The organism is Brevibacterium ihuae, assembly GCF_900184225.1.
Classification (GTDB): Bacteria; Actinomycetota; Actinomycetes; order Actinomycetales; family Brevibacteriaceae; genus Brevibacterium; species Brevibacterium ihuae.
Window position 1 is genome coordinate 1,316,799 of sequence record NZ_FXWZ01000003.1, and the last position, 18,254, is coordinate 1,335,052.

15 protein-coding genes are annotated in these 18,254 nt (G+C 71.3%); 6 read left to right on the forward strand and 9 right to left on the reverse strand.

Annotation, left to right across the window (positions count from 1 at the left end; all coding sequences use genetic code 11):
* Positions 1-22 precede the first annotated feature (22 nt).
* Both C1A17_RS11210 and C1A17_RS11215 read right to left on the reverse strand, forming a co-directional pair.
* On the reverse strand, positions 23-2,866 hold the full coding sequence (locus C1A17_RS11210; protein WP_180953309.1) for an alpha/beta fold hydrolase: 2,844 nt from the start codon (positions 2,864-2,866) through the stop codon (positions 23-25).
* On the reverse strand, positions 2,863-3,888 hold the full coding sequence (locus C1A17_RS11215; protein WP_101653051.1) for a 3-oxoacyl-ACP synthase III: 1,026 nt from the start codon (positions 3,886-3,888) through the stop codon (positions 2,863-2,865). Before C1A17_RS11215 ends, C1A17_RS11210 begins: the two co-directional genes overlap by 4 nt.
* A gap of 325 nt (positions 3,889-4,213) precedes the next feature.
* Between C1A17_RS11215 and C1A17_RS14245 the strand changes: the two genes are divergently transcribed.
* The 4 genes from C1A17_RS14245 to C1A17_RS11230 all read left to right on the forward strand — a co-directional run bounded on the left by C1A17_RS14245 (position 4,214) and on the right by C1A17_RS11230 (position 6,963).
* Entirely contained in the window at positions 4,214-4,504 is a 291-nt protein-coding gene (locus tag C1A17_RS14245) for a hypothetical protein (protein ID WP_180953310.1), read from the forward strand.
* Positions 4,501-4,980 carry a DsbA family protein gene (locus C1A17_RS14250; RefSeq protein ID WP_180953311.1) on the forward strand — a complete coding sequence of 160 codons (480 nt, stop codon included), beginning with the start codon at positions 4,501-4,503 and terminating at the stop codon, positions 4,978-4,980. The genes C1A17_RS14245 and C1A17_RS14250 overlap by 4 nt, the downstream gene beginning before the upstream one ends.
* 8 nt (positions 4,981-4,988) lie before the next feature.
* Entirely contained in the window at positions 4,989-5,966 is a 978-nt protein-coding gene (locus C1A17_RS11225; RefSeq protein WP_101653053.1) for a cytochrome c biogenesis CcdA family protein, read from the forward strand.
* Positions 5,967-6,159: 193 nt separating this feature from the next.
* Entirely contained in the window at positions 6,160-6,963 is an 804-nt protein-coding gene (locus tag C1A17_RS11230) for a 3-oxoacyl-ACP reductase (RefSeq protein WP_101653054.1), read from the forward strand.
* A gap of 93 nt (positions 6,964-7,056) precedes the next feature.
* Here the strand turns inward: C1A17_RS11230 and C1A17_RS11235 are convergent, their stop codons facing one another.
* Positions 7,057-7,638: a dienelactone hydrolase family protein gene (locus C1A17_RS11235; RefSeq protein WP_101653055.1), complete on the reverse strand. Its 582-nt coding sequence runs from the start codon at positions 7,636-7,638 to the stop codon at positions 7,057-7,059.
* A 259-nt stretch (positions 7,639-7,897) separates the two neighbouring features.
* Between C1A17_RS11235 and C1A17_RS11240 the strand changes: the two genes are divergently transcribed.
* Entirely contained in the window at positions 7,898-9,115 is a 1,218-nt protein-coding gene (locus C1A17_RS11240) for an alpha-hydroxy acid oxidase (protein ID WP_101653056.1), read from the forward strand.
* 117 nt (positions 9,116-9,232) lie between these two features.
* Here C1A17_RS11240 and C1A17_RS14715 read toward each other — a convergent pair whose 3' ends face one another.
* A complete protein-coding gene (locus C1A17_RS14715; RefSeq protein WP_281258707.1) occupies positions 9,233-9,724 on the reverse strand; it encodes an SDR family oxidoreductase in 492 nt (163 codons plus the stop codon).
* A 242-nt stretch (positions 9,725-9,966) separates the two neighbouring features.
* Between C1A17_RS14715 and C1A17_RS11250 the strand changes: the two genes are divergently transcribed.
* A complete protein-coding gene (locus tag C1A17_RS11250) occupies positions 9,967-10,713 on the forward strand; it encodes a sulfite exporter TauE/SafE family protein (protein WP_101653058.1) in 747 nt (248 codons plus the stop codon).
* A gap of 244 nt (positions 10,714-10,957) precedes the next feature.
* Here C1A17_RS11250 and C1A17_RS11255 read toward each other — a convergent pair whose 3' ends face one another.
* From C1A17_RS11255 to C1A17_RS11275, 5 genes are all read right to left on the reverse strand, one after another.
* Entirely contained in the window at positions 10,958-12,880 is a 1,923-nt protein-coding gene (locus C1A17_RS11255) for an acetate--CoA ligase (protein WP_101653059.1), read from the reverse strand.
* A 236-nt stretch (positions 12,881-13,116) separates the two neighbouring features.
* On the reverse strand, positions 13,117-13,650 hold the full coding sequence (locus C1A17_RS11260; protein ID WP_101653060.1) for a TM2 domain-containing protein: 534 nt from the start codon (positions 13,648-13,650) through the stop codon (positions 13,117-13,119).
* 275 nt (positions 13,651-13,925) lie between these two features.
* Positions 13,926-15,074: an acyl-CoA dehydrogenase family protein gene (locus C1A17_RS11265; protein ID WP_101653061.1), complete on the reverse strand. Its 1,149-nt coding sequence runs from the start codon at positions 15,072-15,074 to the stop codon at positions 13,926-13,928.
* Positions 15,075-15,145: 71 nt separating this feature from the next.
* A complete protein-coding gene (locus tag C1A17_RS11270) occupies positions 15,146-16,849 on the reverse strand; it encodes a FumA C-terminus/TtdB family hydratase beta subunit (protein WP_101653062.1) in 1,704 nt (567 codons plus the stop codon).
* Positions 16,849-18,036: a CaiB/BaiF CoA transferase family protein gene (locus tag C1A17_RS11275; RefSeq protein ID WP_101653063.1), complete on the reverse strand. Its 1,188-nt coding sequence runs from the start codon at positions 18,034-18,036 to the stop codon at positions 16,849-16,851. Before C1A17_RS11275 ends, C1A17_RS11270 begins: the two co-directional genes overlap by 1 nt.
* Between the last annotated feature and the right edge of the window lie 218 nt (positions 18,037-18,254).

Here is an 18,254-nt window from a genome sequence, read left to right on the forward strand (position 1 = left end):
AGGCGGTGGCGGAGCGGAGCTGTCAGGGCTTGCCGACGGGCTCGCCGCGGAGCACGGAGTCGGCCCAGGCGGCGAGCCGCGCGCGGTCGATCTTCGAGTTGTGGCGGATGTCCGTCGGGAAGGTCGGGCTGACGAGGACGGCGGCGATGTCGTGCGGGAAGTGCTCCGCGACGGCCTCGCGCACCGCATCGGTGAGCTCGATGTCGGCCGGTCCCGGCTTCTGCCTCGCTCCGGCGGGGGCGGCGGGGTCGGCCTCGACGACCACGACCACCGCCTGGGTTCCCGCGGGACCCACGCCCACGGCGGCGCTGCGGAGGACGCCGGGGGCCTCGTCGGCGACCGCCTCGATCCCACCCGGGCCCACCGGGCCGGCCGCGGTGGTGATGATGTGCTGGAGGCGTCCTTCGAGCCAGACGCGGCCCTCGGGGTCGATGTGGCCGATGTCGTTCGTCCGGTGCCACGTCCGCCCGTCGAGCTCATCGCGCTTCGAATCCGCGTCGGTGAGCCACAGCCGGTCGTACCCGGCCTTGACGTGATCCGCGGAGACGACGAACTCGCCGAGCACGTCGACGGCCGCGGAGCCGGTGAGGAGCGTGTCCGCGGATTCCCCGGAGTCGTCGATCGAGGCGAGGGCGAGCTCGACGCCGGGCACCGGGGTGCCCACGCACACGCCGTGATCGCGCGACTGCGCGGCGGCCGCCGCGACGCCCTCGCGGTCGATGTCGGTGAGGAGCAGCCCCTCGGTCATCCCGTAGGGCGAGTGGATCTCCGCGTTCGGGAAGAGCTCGGCGATCGCGTTCATCAGGCTGAGCGGCACCGGGGCGCCGGCGGACAGGATGAGGGTGATCGAGTCGCAGGCCGCGCGCTGCTCGACGGTGAGCTCACCGGCGGTGGCGCACACGTTCCGGTAGGCCGCCGGGGAGGCGAACACCATCGTGCAGTCCGCCTCGATGATCGCGTCGGCGAGCGCGGCCGCGGTGAGCGTGCGCGGCTTCGTCACCGACATGTCCGGGGTGACGCTCGTCGCGCCGATCCCGGGGCCGAGGAGCGCGAACGGCGCGAATCCGGCAACGAGGCCCGAGCCCGGCTCGACGCCGAGGTGCGTCTGCAGGATGCCGGCGAGGGCGCCGAGGCGCGCATGGGTGTAGCGCACGCCCTTGGCCGGGCCGGTCGATCCGGAGGTGAAGAGGATCGCGGCGTCGTCGTCCGCGGCCGGACGCGGCAGCGGGGCGCCGGGTGCGGTGCGAGAGAGCTCGGTGATGGACGTCTCCACGCCGAGCGCGGTGCGTTCGAGCGCGTCGAGCGGGCTCACCGAGATCCGGCGACCGGGCCAGCCCGCGGTGCGCGCGAGCGTGAGGCCGGGGACCTGCCCGATGATCCACTGCGGGTCTGCGGCCCTGATGGCGCGGGTCATGCCCGCGACGCCGAGCCCGGCGTCGGCGACGACGGCGACGCCGCCGGCGCGGAGGACCGCGTAGAGCGCGGCGGTGAGGTTGTTGCCCGGCTGGACGAGCAGGGAGACGCGGTCCCCGGGTCGCAGGCCGAGGTCGCGCAGGCCGTGGGCGATGCCCTCGACGACGGAGTGGAGCTGCGTCCAGGTGACCGCCTGCGGCGGCTTCTGGGACATGTCGACGCTCGCGATCGAGCGATCGGCGCGGCGGGCGAGCAACGCATCGAACATCCGCGGCGTGTCATCGGCATCCGGCGCGGAGGGGCGGGCTGCGTCCGGTCCGGCGGGCTCGGCATCGCCCGCAGCGGTTCCCGGTGCCGTGGCGGACGCCGTCGCCGTCGCCGTCGCCGTCGTGGGCGCCGGGGACGCGGCGTCGGCGGGGAACCGGTTCTCGAGCCAGCGCAGCACGAGCGAAGCGACGTCGGCGTCCTCGCTCACGAGGTGCGATGCCTTCTCGAAGCGGTGGATGTCGGCGTGGGGCAGGCGCGTGCGCAGATCGCGCAGGTAGCGCTCGACGAACACCGGGTCCTTCGGCCCCCAGATGAGCAGCGCGGGGACGTCGATCCCGGCGATGTCCTCCCCGAGCTGCTCGAGCTCGGCGTAGCTCGGGTGGGTCTCCTGCGCGGGGATGTCGGCGACGAAGGCGCCGATGCCGCGCCGGTCGGCCGCGGTCCGGTACGGGGCGCGGAACGCCTGCTTGATCTCCTTGCGGAGCGGCCCCTGGCCGAGGCCGAGGGTGACCCGCAGGAACATGTCGGTGAGGACGGTCGAGGTCGGCAGCACGGGGCCGGCGAGTGCCGCGCGCAGGGGTGCCGGGAGCGGAGTGTCCGCCGGCTGGTGCACCGCAGTGTTGAGGCTGATGACGGCGTCGACGATGTCGAGATGCCGGGCGGCCCAGGTGAGCGACAGGACGCCGCCCCAGTCGTGTCCGAGGGTGACGATCGGGTGGTCGTCGGCTGTGGTTCCCGGGCCGGACTCGGAACCGGTGTGCGCCGCTGCGGCGGTGTCCGGCAGCTCGGCGAGGAGGGTGCGCACGACGGCGTCGAAGTCGGTGACCCGTTCGGCGATCCGGCGGTAGCCGGGGCCGTGGGTGGTGGGCAGGGCGTCGTGGGCGAGGCGCTCGGAGAAGCCCATCTCGAGCTGGTCGGGAGCGATGATCCGCCAGGTGCGGCCGGATCCGGAGTGCAGGCTCGCCGCCGCCAGGCGCCGCCACAGGTACGACCACGTCGGGTTGCCGTGGAGAGCGAGGATCGTGCCGGTGGGCTCGAGGCCGGCCGCCCGCAGCGCGGGCAGGGTGTCGAGGACGTGGAAGGTGCGCTCCCCGTCCACGGTGTCCGCGGTGACCAGGCGGGACCACTGCGGGTCCCATTCGGGCAGCGGTCCGGGCAGCGTCGCCGGAGCGGGATCGAACCTCACCAGATGATCTCCGTCATCGCGGTGTTGAGTCCGGACCCGACGCCGACGCAGAGGACGCGCTCGCCGCGCTGGAGCTTCTCCGCCTCGAGGGCGAGCGTGATCGGCAGCGAGGCCGGACCGACGTTGCCCAGCTCGGGGTAGGTCTTCGGGATGCGGGTGGGATCGAGCTCCGCAGCGGTGGCCACCGACTTCATGTGGACGTCGGAGATCTGGTGCATGATGTAGCGATCCATGTGCTGCCAGTCCCAGCCGTCGGCGAGCGCCTCGTGCCAGGCGGAGGTGACGAGCTCCATGCCGTTGTCGAGCAGGCCCTTGGTGTCGGTGAACATGCCGTCGAAGCCGCCCACGCAGAGCTGGTGGTTCCACGTCGCGCCGCGGGTCACGCCGCCGAGGATGCGGTGGCCCTCGGGGTGCCGGTCGGCCGGGCCGAGGACGGCGGCCGCGGCTCCGCAGCCGAGGGTGAGGGAGGCGAACTCGTTGAGGTACTCGTGGCGGCTGATGCCCGGGCGCGCGAGCCGTTCCACGGTTGCCTGCTGGACGCGCTGGGCGTCCTCGGCGGCGACCACGACGGCGTAATCGAGCTGACCGGAATCGATCATCGTCGCGGCCACCGTCATCGCGTTGACGAAGCCGAGGCAGGCGTTGGTGATGTCGAAGTTCATCGCCTGGGGTCCGAGCCCGATCTCGTGGTGGACGCGGGTCGCCACCGAGGGCTCGAGGTTCTCGCGGCTCACCGAGGCGTTGATCATCAGTCCGACCTGATCGGTGGAGATGCCCGCCTGCTCGAGCGCGGCGCGGCCGGCCTCGGCGGACCCGGTGGCGAAGTCGCCCGGCTTCTCCCAGTTCCGGCGGGCGTGGACGCCGGCCACGCGCTGGAGGAGCCCCTTCGGCAGGCGGAGCTCAGCGAGGGTGTCGGCGAGCATCTCGTCGAACACCTCCGATCTCACTTCGACCGGAGCGGTGACTTCGGTGATCGAGAGGAGGGCGACGTTGGAGTGCCGGAAGGTCGAGTTGCCGTTCAAGAGGGTCCGTTCGAGTCAGGTGGTGGGGTCGGAGATCCTCCCCCATCCTAATGCCCCCGGGACCATGCGGTCCGCCGCGTCCGCGAGGACAACGCGCGCTGTCGGAATGACGGGTCCCCGTCAGTGATCGGGGTCACGGCGGAACGGGCGCCTGCCGGTGCGCATCACCCGGCCGACGGCGCCCCGCAGGTGCACGGAGCAGACCCGGTCATCGGCTCCCGCCGATGCGCGAGCTCGGCCCGCCCACCGGCTCTGTCCTGGCGGGATGCACGCTCGTGGCTCGGGCCGTACGCTGGACGGACCCGTTCCCGACCCCGGATCATCCATGCATGCCTCCTCCCGCCCGTTCTGGTTCTGGGCGATTCCTGTCAATATCGTCATCATCGCCCTCATCACCGTCTTCATCCTCGTCATCGACGAGGACGAGGCCGCACTGGTCGCGGAGGGCCAGACCGCCGAGCCCGCCGCCGAACCCGCAGGCGAGGAGGTGCAGCGCATCGAGTCGACGGCGAAGCGCGACGCCGACGACCCGTTCGCGCTCGGACAGGTGGTCGCCCCGGTGGCGATGGTCGTCTACTCGGCTACCAGTGCCCGTACTGTGCGCAGCACGCGGTGACGACGGAGATCGCGCTCATCGAGGAGTACGTCAACGCCGGGACCCTGCGGATCGAGTGGCGGGACCTCGACTTCTTCGGCGAGGACTCCGAGCGGGCGGCGCGCGCGGCCTGGGCGGCCGGACAGCAGAGCATGTTCCACGAGTTCCACGGCGCGCTCTACGGCGACGGGGAGCAGCTCACCCCCGCCGACCTCACCGAGGAGGCGCTCCTCGAGGTCGCCGAGCAGTTCGGTCTCGACACCGCGACGTTCAGCGCCGACATGGAGTCCGCGGAGGCGGCCGACTGGGTCGAGGCGAACGTCGACGAGGCGAGTGCGATCGGGGCCTTCAACACCCCGAGCTTCCTCGTCAACGGCCAGCCGCTCGCCGGGGCGCTGCCGGCCGAGGAGTTCGAGGCCGCGATCGAGCTCGCGGCGGAGACCGCGCCCTACGATCCCGCCGCCGATCCCGCGGCGGACCCGGCCGAAGCGGGCTGAGGCCGGTCATGAGCATCGGCATCATCGCGGCCTTCCTCGGCGGCGTGCTCGCGCTGCTGAGCCCGTGCGGCGCGCTCCTCGTCCCGGCGTTCTTCGCCTTCACCACCGCCGGCACGGGGCGGTTGCTCCTGCGCACCGGGGTGTTCCTCCTCGGGCTGCTCAGCGTCCTCCTGCCGATCGGGGCGGGCGCGGGGCTCGTCGGCGGACTCCTCACCGAGCACCGGTCGACGGTCATCCTCGTGTCCGGTCTGCTGCTCGTCGGATTCGGCGTGCTCCAGGTCCTCGGCATCGGCTTCGATCTCGGGGCACGGCTGCCCGGCCGTGCAACGGGCCGCACCGGGGTGCCCGGCCTGCTGAGCTCCTATGTGCTCGGCGCGGTGTCCGGAGTCGCGGGGTTCTGCACCGGCCCGATCCTCACCATGGCGGCCTCGGCCGGGTCCGCCGGTGCCGGACTGCTCCTGCTCTTCGTCTACGCACTCGGGATCGCGGCTCCCATGCTCGTCATCGCCACCGTGTGGCAGCAGCTCGGGTCCTCCCGGCTGCGGTGGCTGCGCGGGCGCACCGTGACGCTCGCCGGCCGGGAGATCCACACCACGCAGGCGCTCGGCGGACTCGTGTTCATCGTCGTCGGCCTCGTCTTCATCCTCACCAACGGGCTCATCGGCGTGCCGGAGGTGCTCTCGATGACCGTCGCCTCGTGGCTGCAGTCCTCGGTGCTCGCGCTCCCGGCCTGGGCGAACGTCCTCATCGGCGCGGGCCTGCTCATCGTCCTGTGGTTCGTCGTCCTCACCCCGTTCACCGCTCCCGGGGCCCCGCTCGGCTTCCCGGATCCGGGGTCGGAACCGCGGTCCGCCGTGACGGAACCGGGATCGCAGCCGGCCGGTCCGGATCGCGGATCGCTGCCGGCGGGTCCGGATGACGGGTCCGCCGAGCTCGTCTTCGCCTCGCGCCGGGACCGGCTGCGGGCCGAGCGCCGGGGTCGCTGAGGGTCGGGACGCCGGCCCGTCCCGCCCTCGTCCGCGGACCGGCTCGCCCGCTCTCTTCCTGGGGGGGCACATCCCCGCTGCACCCCGACGTGCGTCGACCCCCTGCCGCGCTCCGCGGGTGCCCGGGCCGGGTAGGCTCGAGGCAGTGACCCACCCCGCTCACACCGGAGTGAGCCGAATCGAAGGGACGACCATGTCGAACGCCCACGCGCACACCACGAACGCCATGCCGCTCTCCGAGCAGATCGTCCTCGTCACCGGGGGCGCCCGAGGGCTCGGCGCGGCGCTCGTCAAGGCCTTCTTCCACGAGGGCGCGACGGTCGTCATCAACTACCGTCACAGCGGGGACGCCGCGCGCGAGCTCGCCGAGGCGATCCGCGCCCGCGGCGGCGATGCGCTCGCCGTCGAGGCGGACGTCACCGACTTCCGCGCCGTCGTCGCGATGTTCGATGCGGTCCGCGCGGAGTTCGGCCGTCCGGTGTCGACGGTGGTGAATAACGCGCTCGTCGACTTCTCCTTCGACGGCGACGAGCGCGACCGAGCCGACGAGATCTCCTATGCCGCGCTCGAGGCCCAGTACCGCGGCACCGTGGGCGGGGCGACCAACGTCATCCAGGCGGCGATGAGCGGATTCCGGGAGATCGGCTCCGGCCGGGTCATCAACATCGGCACCAACCTGTTCCAGAATCCCGTGGTTCCGTACCACGACTACACCGCCGCCAAGGCGGCGCTGCTGTCGATCACCCGGACCTTCGCGAAGGACCTCGGGCCGGCGGGAGTGCGGGTCAACATGGTGTCCGGCGGGCTGCTCCGGACGACCGACGCCTCCTCGGCCACCCCGGAGGCGGTGTTCGACGCGATCGCGGCGGGCACCCCGCTCGGCCATGTGACGACGCCGGAGGAGTTCGCCTCGGCGGCGACGTTCTTCGCCTCCCCGGCCTCGCGCGCGGTGACGGGGCAGAACCTCGTCGTCGACAACGGCCTCGTCATGGACTGACCCGATCCTCCGCCCCGAGACAGCAATTTCCGAAGGTTCCTGAGAGCGAAACCTTCGGAAATTGCAGTGTGAGAGCGGCCGTCGCCGGCTGCGTCAGCCGGCGGACACCTCGGCGTCGAGGAACGCGAGGACCCGTGACCAGAGGAGGTCGGCGCTCGCGGTGTCGTACTCGGGGTTCGTCGGGTCGGCGAACAGGTGGCCGTTCCCGGGGTAGACGAAGTGCGCGGCCTGGGCGCCGGATTCCGCGACGGACCGGACGAGCATCTGCGGCGCGCCCTCGTCGATCCACGGATCATCCACCGAGTGGTGGATCTGGAGCGGCACGTGGGACTGCCAGCTCGTGGGCTTCGGCACGCCCCCGGCGTGGAAGAGAAGGGCGCCGGCCGCCCGCTGATCGCGCTTGCCCATCGACTGGGCCATCGCCGCTCCGAGGGAGAACCCGCCGAACACGAGCGGACCCGCGAGGTCCTCGATGGCCGCCGAGGCGCGGCGTGCGAGCTCGGGGAAGCCCACCTCGTCGCGGTAGGCGATCCCCGGCTCGGTCGAGTCGAAGACGCGCCCGTCGTAGTAGTCGGGGGTGTGGACGGTGTGCCCGGCGTCGGTGAGGATGCTCGCCATGCGGTGGATGCCGTCGTTGAGGCCGACGGCGGAATGGAAGAGAACGACAGTGGTCATGGGTTCATCCTCGCCGACGGCTCGGCAGGGTGCAACGGTGGGGCGCAGCGAATACGCCCCCGAGGTGCGGAGAGCCGCTCGGGGGCGGGGGCCCCGTACTGTGGTGTCCACGGCACCACGGCACCACCGACCCGATCGATGCGTCGCACCGTCCCACCCCACCGCCCGCTGCCGCCCGCCACCGCCAGTCCGACCGGAGCCGGCCGTACCTCAACCGCACCTCGGCCGGGGCAGGCCGGCACCGATGAAGAGGAGGATCATGGCTGTCACCCGACGCCGTCCCCGTTGGCAGGAGCTCGCACCGCTCCTGCAGTTCGACATCACCCCGAACCGTCGGCAGGCGCGGCTCAGCCGGGTCGGCGACGTCCACGACCTCCGCACGATCGCGCGCCGTCGCACCCCGCGTGCGGCCTTCGACTACGTGGACGGGGCGGCTGGGGCCGAGCACACCGCGCGCGGCAATCGCGCCGCGTTCGACGAGCTCGTGCTCACCCCGGCGATCCTCGCAGGCAGCGCCGAGGTGGACCTCACCGCCTCGATCGCCGGCCGGGAGTTCGCGCTGCCGGTGGGGATCGCCCCGACCGGGTTCACGCGGATGATGCAGACCGAGGGTGAGGTCGCCGGCGTGCGGGCGGCCGAGCACTTCGGGATCCCGTTCACCCTGTCGACCATGGGGACGCGCTCGGTCGAGGACGTCGCCGCCGTCGCCCCCTCCGCCGCGCGGTGGTTCCAGCTCTACCTGTGGCGCGACCGCGCGGCGTCCGAGGATCTCGTCGAGCGGGCATGGAGGAACGGCTTCGACACCCTCCTCGTCACCGTCGACACCACCGTCGCCGGTCTCCGCCTGCGCGATACCCGCAACGGCATGACCGTGCCGCCCCGGCTCACCCTGGGCACCGTGCTCGACGCCTCGTACCGTCCGCAGTGGTGGTTCGACCTCCTCACCACGGACCCGCTGACCTTCGCGTCGCTGTCGGGGAGCACCTCGGACCTCGCCTCGCTCATCAACGGGATGTTCGATCCGACGCTGAGCATCGAGGACCTCGCCTGGATCCGCGAGATCTGGCCCGGGAAGCTCTTCGTCAAGGGCGTGCTCACCGCCGACGACGCGCGCAGGTCGCTCGACGCCGGCGCCGACGGACTCGTCGTCTCCAACCACGGCGGGCGCCAGCTCGACAAGGCGCCGGTCACCCTCGACGCCCTGCCCGAGGTGCGTCGCGCGGCAGGCGACGATGTCGAGATCATCTTCGACTCGGGGATCATGAGCGGATCCGACGTCGTCGCCGCACTCGCGCTCGGCGCGGATTTCGCGCTCGTCGGTCGCGCCTACCTGTACGGGCTCATGGCCGCCGGCGAGGCGGGGGTGCGCAAAGTGCTCGAGATCCTCGAGCGCGAGATGCGGGTGACGATGCAGCTCATGGGCGCCGCGCGGCTGTCCGAGCTCACGCCGGAGATGGTGCGTCGGATCGAGAAGTGATTCCCGCCGCCGAGGTGCGGGAGGGGCGGGTCGGAGCGCCGGCCGCCCGCTCCGGACGCGGGAACGACAACGGGGAGGCCCGTCGACGACGGACCTCCCCGGTTCGATGCCTGCGGATCAGTACATCGCGTGCTGGCCGCCGCCGATCGGGACGACGGTGCCGTTGATGAAGCCGGCGTCCTCGCTGAGGAGGAAGCTCACGAGGCCGGCGACCTCCTCGGGCTTGCCGAAGCGCTTCATCGGGTTGACCGACACGAACTGCTCGCCGGCGGCCTCCCAGTTGTCGGGATCCATCTGCTTGAGCGAGTTCTCGACCATCGCGGTCATGATCGCGCCGGGGGCGATCGCGTTGATCCGGATGCCGAAGAAGCCGTCGATCGAGCCGAAGGTCTTCACCGTGGCCTGGACGTAGTTCTCGACGTCCTCCGGGCGGGTGACGTCGGCGGTGATGAGCTCGACGCGGGCCTCCGGGGCAGCGGTGGTGACGAGCTTCTTCGTCGCCTCGAGCCCCTCGGCGTTCATGTCGACGAGGACGAGGTTCGCGCCCTCGGCCGCGAGCCGCTCGGCGGTCGCCTGGCCCAGGCCCGAGCCGGCGCCGGTGATGATCACGGTCGAATCGGTGAAACGCGCAGTCTTGGAATATCCTTCGGGTCGGGATCCGGAGCGCTGCGGCCCCGGGCCCGCCATGGCCACGGGACGCGCTCTCCGGCTGTCACCTCGGACAACGGTTCCGAACGGCGGACTATTCCACCCCGGCCGTCGGTAGACTGCGGAATGATGCGACTCCCTCTGCGACCAACCCCGCCCCCGTCCTCGGCGCTCTGCCTGCCCCGGCGTCCGGGGTGCCTGAGATGACGACGGCGGTCGTCCTCATCGCCCTCACTGCGATCCTCATCGGCACAGTGCTCCAGCGGCTGTCCGGCACCGGAGTCGGTCTCGTCGTCGCGCCTGTGCTCGCCCTGCTCCTCGGGCCGGCGCTCGGGGTGTTCCTCACGAACGCGGCGACGGCCGTGTCGAGCTTCCTCATCATGATCGCGGTGTTCCGCGAGGTCGACTGGAAGCGCTACCTGATCTTCGTTCCCACGGCGGTCCTCGGTGCGATCCCGGCGGCGCTCCTCGTCCGCGAGCTCGATGGGGCATGGCTCGACATCGTCATCGGCGCGGTCGTCCTCATGGCGCTCGTCCTGACCTTCGGGATGCCGCGGGTGCCGCACGTGCGCACCCACGCGCTCACCGGGGCGACGGGATTCGTGGGAGGCTTTCTCAATGCGAGCGCCGGTGTCGCCGCGCCCGCGACGGTGATCTACTCCCAGTTCGCACGCTGGGACCAGCGGTCCTTCGCCGCGACGATGCAGCCGACGTTCGGGACCATGGCGGTGATCTCCATCGTGCTCAAGGTCGCCGTCGGTGCGACGACCTTCGACCAGCTCCCGCCCTGGCAGCTGTTCGCCGCGATCGTCGTCACCGTGGTGCTCGGCATCCGGATCGGCGGGTGGCTCTCGCAGCGGATCCCCGTCGTCGTCGCCCGGCGACTCGCGATCGTGCTCGCCGGGGCGGGCGGTGCCGTTGCCCTGGTGCGCGGCGTCATCATGCTCTGAGGCCGGAAGCGGCGACATCGTGCTCCGCGGCCGGAAGGGAGGATCGCGGCTGCGATCCGGCACCCCGTAACCCGCGTGACCGCGCGGTCTCCGGTCACCGGAAGATGTCGAGCAGGTCTGACCAGAAGCGCACCCGGAAGTAGAATTCTCTCGGCGAGAGCTGCTGATTCTCGTCCCTGTCCGGTGAGAACAGCCATGCGCTGCGGCCCTCCTCCCGCGGTCCGCCGTCGATCGCCCATCGGGCTCATCCCTCGAGCGCCGAGCGCAGCCGCTCGAGCACCTCGGGATCCTCGATCGTCGACGGGACGACGACGTCGGCCCTGCGGTCGGCGATCTCGCGCATGGTCTTGCGGAGGATCTTGCCCGAGCGGGTCTTCGGCAGCGCGGGCACGATGTCGACCTGCTTGAGGGCGGCCACCGGGCCGACCTCGCTCCGGACGAGCGCGACGAGGTCGGCGACGACCGCCTCGGGATCGGTCTCCGTGCCGTCGGCGAGCACGACGAAGGCGCGCGGGATCTGTCCCTTCGTCTCGTCGTGGACGCCGATCACCGCGCACTCGGCGACGGCGGGGTGGGCGGCGATCGCGGCCTCCATGGTGCCCGTCGACAGGCGGTGCCCGGCGACGTTGATGACGTCGTCGGTGCGTCCCATGACGTACACGTAGCCGTCCTCGTCGAGGTAGCCGCCGTCGCCGGTGAGGTAGTACCCCTCGAACGCCGAGAGGTAGGAGGACACGAAGCGCTCGTCGTCGCCCCAGATCGTGGCCATCGTGCCCGGCGGCAGCGGCAGCCGGATGACGACGAGGCCGTCCTGGCCGGCCGGCTCCGGGCTGCCCGCGGCATCGACGATCTCGACCTGGTACCCGGGGACGGGCTTCGTGGGCGAGCCGGCCTTGAGCGGGAACCGGTGGAGGCCGATCGGATTCGTCGCGATGGGCCAGCCGGTCTCCGTCTGCCACCAGTTGTCGATGACGGGGATGTCGCGCCCGGTCGCCTCCGCGAGCTTCTCCGTCGTCCATGCATAGGTGTCCGGGTCGAGGCGCTCGCCGGCGAGGAACCACGCCCGGAGGCTCGACATGTCGTGCTGCTTCATCAGCGCGCCGTCCGGGTCCTCCTTGCGGATGACGCGCATCGCGGTGGGTGCGGCGAAGAAGACGTTCGCCCGGTGCTCGGACACGATGCGGAAGAACGTCGAGGCATCCGGGGTGCCGATCGGCTTGCCCTCGAAGAGCACCGTGGTCACACCGCCGATGAGCGGGGCGTAGACGATGTAGCTGTGGCCCACCACCCAGCCGACGTCCGAGGCGGTGAACATCGTGTCGCCGGGATGGAGGTCGAAGAGGTTCGGCAGCGACCATGCGAGCGCCGTCGCGTAGCCGCCGGCGTCGCGCACGATCCCCTTGGGCCGGCCGGTGGTGCCCGAGGTGTAGAGGACGTAGAGCTCGTCGGTCGCTTTCACCGGGGTGCAGGGCGCGCCCTCCGGGGTCGCGTCCATGAGCTCCTGGTAGTCGAGATCGCGCGCGTCGACGAGCGCACAGCGGTGCTGCGGGCGCTGGACGATGACGGTGAACTCCGGGGTCTCGGCGGCGAGCTCGAGGGCGCGGTCGAGCAGCGGCTTGTACTCGATGACGCGATTGCGCTCGATCCCGCACGAGGTGGAGACGACGGCCTTCGGAGCGGTGTCGTCGATCCGGACGGCGAGCTCGTGGGCGGAGAAGCCGCCGAACACCACCGAGTGGACGGCGCCGAGGCGCGCGCAGGCGAGCATCGCGATGACTGCCTCGGGGACCATCGGCATGTAGATGATCACCCGGTCCCCCTTGCCCACGCCGCGGTCGGCGAGGACCCGGGCGAAGCGTGCGGTGAGCTCGGTGAGCTCGGCGTAGGAGTAGCGGCGCACGGTGTCGGTGACGGGGGAGTCGTAGACGAGTGCGGTGTCCTCCCCGCGGCCGGCGATGACGTGGCGGTCGAGGGCGTTGTAGCAGACGTTGAGCTCGCCGTCGGGGAACCAGCGATAGATCGGGGCGTGGCTGTCGTCGAGCGCTCGAGTGGGCTTCGTCGTCCAGTCGATGAGCTCGGCGGCCTCGAGCCAGAAGCCCTGCGGATCCTCTGCGGCGCGGGAGGCCGCCCGGGCATAGGGATCGGAATGGGTCTCGGTTCGGGTCATGATGCGTCCTCCTTCGGATGACCCGCAGCGGTGGGGTCGCTGCGGGCGATGACCTGCACGTCTCCGTTGTGAACCCGATCCGCCCGTTCGGCACGCGCCGAGGCGCCCGCCGGCAGGGTGCCGGCGGGCGCCTCGGGGATGGTGGATGCGGGTGCGGGGATCGGGAGGGGAGATGGGGCCCGGAGGTGGAGCCCCGGTCGGGGCCGGCCGGAGGTGGGGGCTCGGCCGGCCGGGGGTCAGATCAGGAACACCGGGAACCAGAACCCGTTGATGAGCGTGAGCCCGCCGACGATCCCGGCGACGATGTAGACGGTGGTCCGGTTCTCCTCGTACCCGTGGAGCTCGCGCCCCTCGGCGTCGCGGGTCTGGTTGACGAGGAGGAGCACCGCGTCGATGATCCACCACACCCCGAAGCCGCCGAAGGTCACGAGCTTGAGCACGCCGGTGCCGATCTTCCCGAGGTAGAAGCGGTCGACGCCGAAGGCTCCGACGAGGATCGAGAGCAGGGCGGCGGTGAGGTAGGACCGCTGATCGCGCCGGTCCCAGCCGTGTGCGCGCTGCCCTCCGGCGTACGGGTGGGTCTGCGGCAGAGGGTGATGGGTGACGCGCCCCTCGGGGCCGCCGGCGGTGTACGAGCTGCGGATCCGCCCCTCGGCGTCGGGGACGTCGTGGCCGGCCGGCGCGGCATCGGCGGGGATGGCGGTGCCGCCGGCGGGGCCAGTCGCGCGGGGATGCGGGTCGGCGGAGGGAGGGAAGGTCGGGGCGTTCATCGTGGCTCCTCGAATCGGGTGGGGTCCGGGTCCGTATCCCGGTTCCTCATGATTCGATTCTTCTCCCCGCAGACCCTGCGGGCATGGGGGCTTCCCCTACCCCGGGGTGCGGGAAGCCGTCCGGTTCGCCCCGGCCGGGCATGCATGCCGTCCGCGATCCGGCGCGGCCCGCGGTACTGCCCCATCCATGACCCAGCGCGGCCCGTGAGACTGCAAAATCCTGCGGTTCCGTTCTCAGGAACCGCAGGATTTTGCATTGTGTCGGGTGGGAGGTGTCAGATCTTGTTGCGGCTGACGAGCTGCTTGGCGATGACGCCGAGCTGGATCTCGTTCGTGCCCTCGCCGACGATCATGAGCGGGGCGTCGCGGTAGTAGCGCTCCACCTCGTACTCGGTCGAGTAGCCGTAGCCGCCGTGGACCCGGATCGCGTCGAGGGCCACCTCGGCGGCCATCTCCGAGGCGTAGTACTTCGCCATGCCGGCCTCCATGTCGACCCGGTCGCCCGAATCGTAGGTGCGGGCGGCATGGAGCACGAGCTGGCGGGCCGCCTCGAGCTTGGTGGCCATCCGGGCGAGGTGGTTGCCCACCGACTGGTGCTTCCAGATCGGCTTGCCCATCGATTCGCGCTCCTGCGCGTACTTCACCGCGTCGTTGAGCGCGGCCTGGGCCACGCCGAGCGAGCGGGAGGCGACCTGGATGCGGCCGATCTCCAGACCCTTCATCATCTGCTTGAACCCCACGCCCTCGGTGCCGCCGAGCAGCTGGGACTGCGGCAGGCGCAGCCCGTCGAAGGAGATCTCGCAGCTCTCCACGCCCTTGTAGCCGAGCTTGGGGAGGTCTTGAGAGATGCTGAAGCCCTCGCCCTTCTCGACGAGGATGATCGAGATGCCCCGGTGGCGCGGCTCGGCCTCCGGGTCGGTCTTGCACAGCAGCGCGAGCAGGTCGGACTTCCGGGCGTTCGTGATCCACGTCTTCGTGCCGTTGATGACGTAGTCGTCGCCGTCCTTCTTCGCCACGGTCCGCATCGCCTGGAGGTCCGAGCCGCCGCCGGGCTCGGTGAGCGCCATGGTCGCGCGGATCTCACCGGTGGCCATCTTGGGCAGGTACTTCTCCTTCTGCTCCTCGGTGCCGAACTCGAGGATGAGCTTGGAGACGACGGTGTGCCCTCCCATCGCGCCGGCGAGCGACATCCAGCCGCGGGCGAGCTCCTGGGTGATGTGGACGTAGGCCTCGGTCGAGACCTTGCCGAAGCCCCAGGGCTCCGGGATGGCCAGACCGAAGATGCCCATCTCCTTCATCTGCTCGATCCACTGGGTCGGGTACTCGTTGGCGTGCTCGACCTCGTTGACGGTGGGACGGACGTCGCGGTCGATGAAGTCCGCGACGGTGGTGATCATCATCTTCTCTTCGCTGCTGATGGTCATGGGAGCTCCTCACGGGGTGGGGTTCGGTATTCAGACTAGGCGGTGGTGCGCGGGCGGTCGGATCGCGGTGCTCAGATCATCGAACCGTCCCGGGCCGAGGTGCGGGTGCGTCCCAGCGACAGGCCGGTGTCGCGGGTGCGGGCGAAGAAGTCGGTGCCCTTGTCGTCGACGACGACGAAGGCGGGGAAGTCCGCGACCCGGATGCGCCACACGGCCTCCATCCCGAGGTCGGCCATGTCGAGCACCTCGACCTCGGTGATGCAGTCCGCGGCGAGACGGGCGGCCGGTCCGCCCACGGAGCCGAGGTAGACCCCGCCGTGCTCGCGGCAGGCCTCGGTGACCTCGGCGGAGCGATTACCCTTGGCGAGCATGACGAGCGAGGCGCCGACCGCCTGGAAGTCGCGCACGTAGGCGTCCATCCGGCTCGCGGTGGTGGGGCCGAAGGAGCCGCTCGGCATGCCCTCCGGGGTCTTCGCCGGGCCCGCGTAGTAGACGGGGTGGTCGCGGAAGTAGGCGGGCAGCTCCTCGCCGGCCTCGAGCATCGAGCGCAGACGGGCGTGGGCGATGTCCCGGGCGACGATCATCGTGCCGGTGAGGGACAGGCGGTCGCCCACCTGCCGGGCGGAGAGGTCGGCGCGGATTTCGTCCATCGGGCGATCGAGGTCGATCGGCGTGACCTCGCCGGACTCGATCTCCTCCACGGTGCCGGCGGCCGGCAGGAAGCGGGCGGGGTCGTGCTCGAGCTCCTCGATGAACACCCCCTCCGCATCGATCCGGGCGACGAGCTGGCGGTCGGCCGAGCAGCTCACCGCGATCGCCACCGGCAGGGAGCCGTTGTGCCGCGGCAGCCGGACGACACGGACGTCGTGGCAGAAGTGCTTGCCGCCGAACTGCGCGCCGTAGCCGAGCGTCTGCGTGAGCCGCAGGACCTTCTCCTCGAAGGCCGTGTCGCGGATGCCGTGGCCGGTCGCGGCATCGCCGGTCTCCGGCAGGGTGTCGAGGGCGTGGGCGCTCGCGAGCTTCGCGGTCTTGAGCGCCGCCTCCGCCGTGGTGCCGCCGATGACGATCGCGAGGTGGTACGGCGGGCAGGCGGCGGTGCCGAGCGAGGAGATCTTGTCCGCGAGGAAGTCGAGCAGGCGCTGCTCGTCGAGGATCGCCTTCGTCTCCTGGTAGAGGAACGACTTGTTCGCGCTGCCGCCGCCCTTGGCCATGAAGAGGAGCTCGTAGCCGGCGTGCGCGTCGAGGCCGATGTCGATCTGCGCCGGCAGGTTGGTGCCGGTGTTCGTCTCCTCGAACAGGGACAGGGGCGCGAGCTGCGAGTAGCGGAGGTTGAGGTCGCGGTAGGCGGCGTGGATCCCGCGGCTCAGGTGCTCGGCGTCCGCGCCGTCGGTGAGGACGTCCGCGCCGCGCTTCGCGGAGACGATCGCGGTGCCGGTGTCCTGGCACATCGGCAGGACCCGCCCGGCGGACACGACGGCGTTCTTGAGGAGGTCGAGTGCGACGTAGCGATCGTTGTCGCTCGACTCCGGGTCGTCGAGGATGCGCCGCAGGCTCGCGAGGTGGTCGGCGCGCAGGAAGTGCGAGATCTCGGTGAACGCGGTCCGGGCGAGCTCCTCGAACACGTGCGGCTCGATGGTGAGGAAGGTCCGCGCGGTGCCGGCCACCTCGGCCTCGGTGAGTGCGACGCCCGCGATGTCGAGGCGACGCATGGGCACCGCGGAACGGCCGGTGGGGAGGATCTCCGAATAGCGGAACTCCGGTGCGGGCGCGGCCATCACACCGTCCCGTCGGTGCGCAGGGCGACGATCTGCTCCGGGCTGCGTCCGAGGTCGGCGAGGATCGCCGCGGTGTGCTCGCCGACGGCAGGGATCGGGTCCATCCGGTACTCGACCCCGGACATCGTCACCGGCGGCAGGAGCATCTCGATGGGACCGGCCGGGGTGTCGACGGGCCGCCAGCGACCGCGCTCGACGAGCTGCGGGTGGTCGGCGACCTCGGACATGTCGCGTTGGCGCGCGTGGGCGACCTGGGCCTCGGCGAGGAGCTGCTCGCACCGGTCCCCGGTGTAGGCGGCGAACACCGCGTGGATGAGCGCCTCAAGCTCCTCGCGATGGGCGAAGCGCTGGGCGGCCCGGTCGAAGCGCGGGTCGACGGCGACCTCGGGGCGGGCGAGCACGGTCTCGCAAAAGCGCGCCCACTCCCGTTCGTTCTGGATTGCGAGGACGATGTCCGTGCCGTCGCCGCACGCGAAGGTGCCGTAGGGGGCGATCGCCGCGTGCGAGGTGCCCGCGCGCACCGGCCGCGAGCCGCCGTAGCGGGTGAAGAACAGGGGGAAGCCCATCCACTCGACGAGCGAGTCGAACAGGCTGACCTCGAGGCAGGCGCCCTCGCCGGTGCGCTCGCGCGTGTAGAGCGCGGTGAGGATGCCGGCGTAGGCGTACATGCCGGCGGAGATGTCGGCGGTGGAGATCCCGGTCTTGGCGGGGAACTCCTCGGTGCCGGTGACCGACACGAGGCCGGCCTCGGACTGGACGAGCGCGTCGTAGGCCTTGGCGGTGCGGTAGGGGCCGTCGGATCCGTAGCCGGAGACGGAGACGTGGATGAGGCGCGGATTGACCCCGCGCAGGCGCTCGGCCCCGAGCCCGAGCCGCTCGGCGGCGCCGGGGGCGAGGTTCTGGAGGAAGACGTCGGCCTCGCGGACGAGGTCGTCCATGATGTCCGCGGCCTCGGGGGCCTTGAGATCGAGGGCGAGGCTCTCCTTCGAGCGGTTGATCCAGACGAAGTGGCTCGACAGGCCGTGCACGGTGGTGTCGTAGCCGCGCGCGAAGTCCCCGACCCCGGGGCGCTCGACCTTGATGACGCGAGCGCCGAGGTCGGCGAGCTGGCGCGTGGCGAACGGGGCGGCGACGGCCTGCTCGCAGCTGACGACGGTGATGCCTGCGAGCGGGAGCTCGGTGGTCATGGTGCCTCCACGGTGAGGATCGGCGGTGCCCGGCCGGAGCCGCGGCTCGGCGGTGGCGCGGTGCACGGGTGAGCGGCGCCGGGGCGCGGATCGCGCGTGGGAGACGACGAGACGGTCCGACCCACTTGAAGACATGATTCCACAGATGATGCATGATTCCAAGACAGATGTCTCAGAACTACCGAAATGGGGTGGTGAAGGGTAGGATCGAGGGGTGT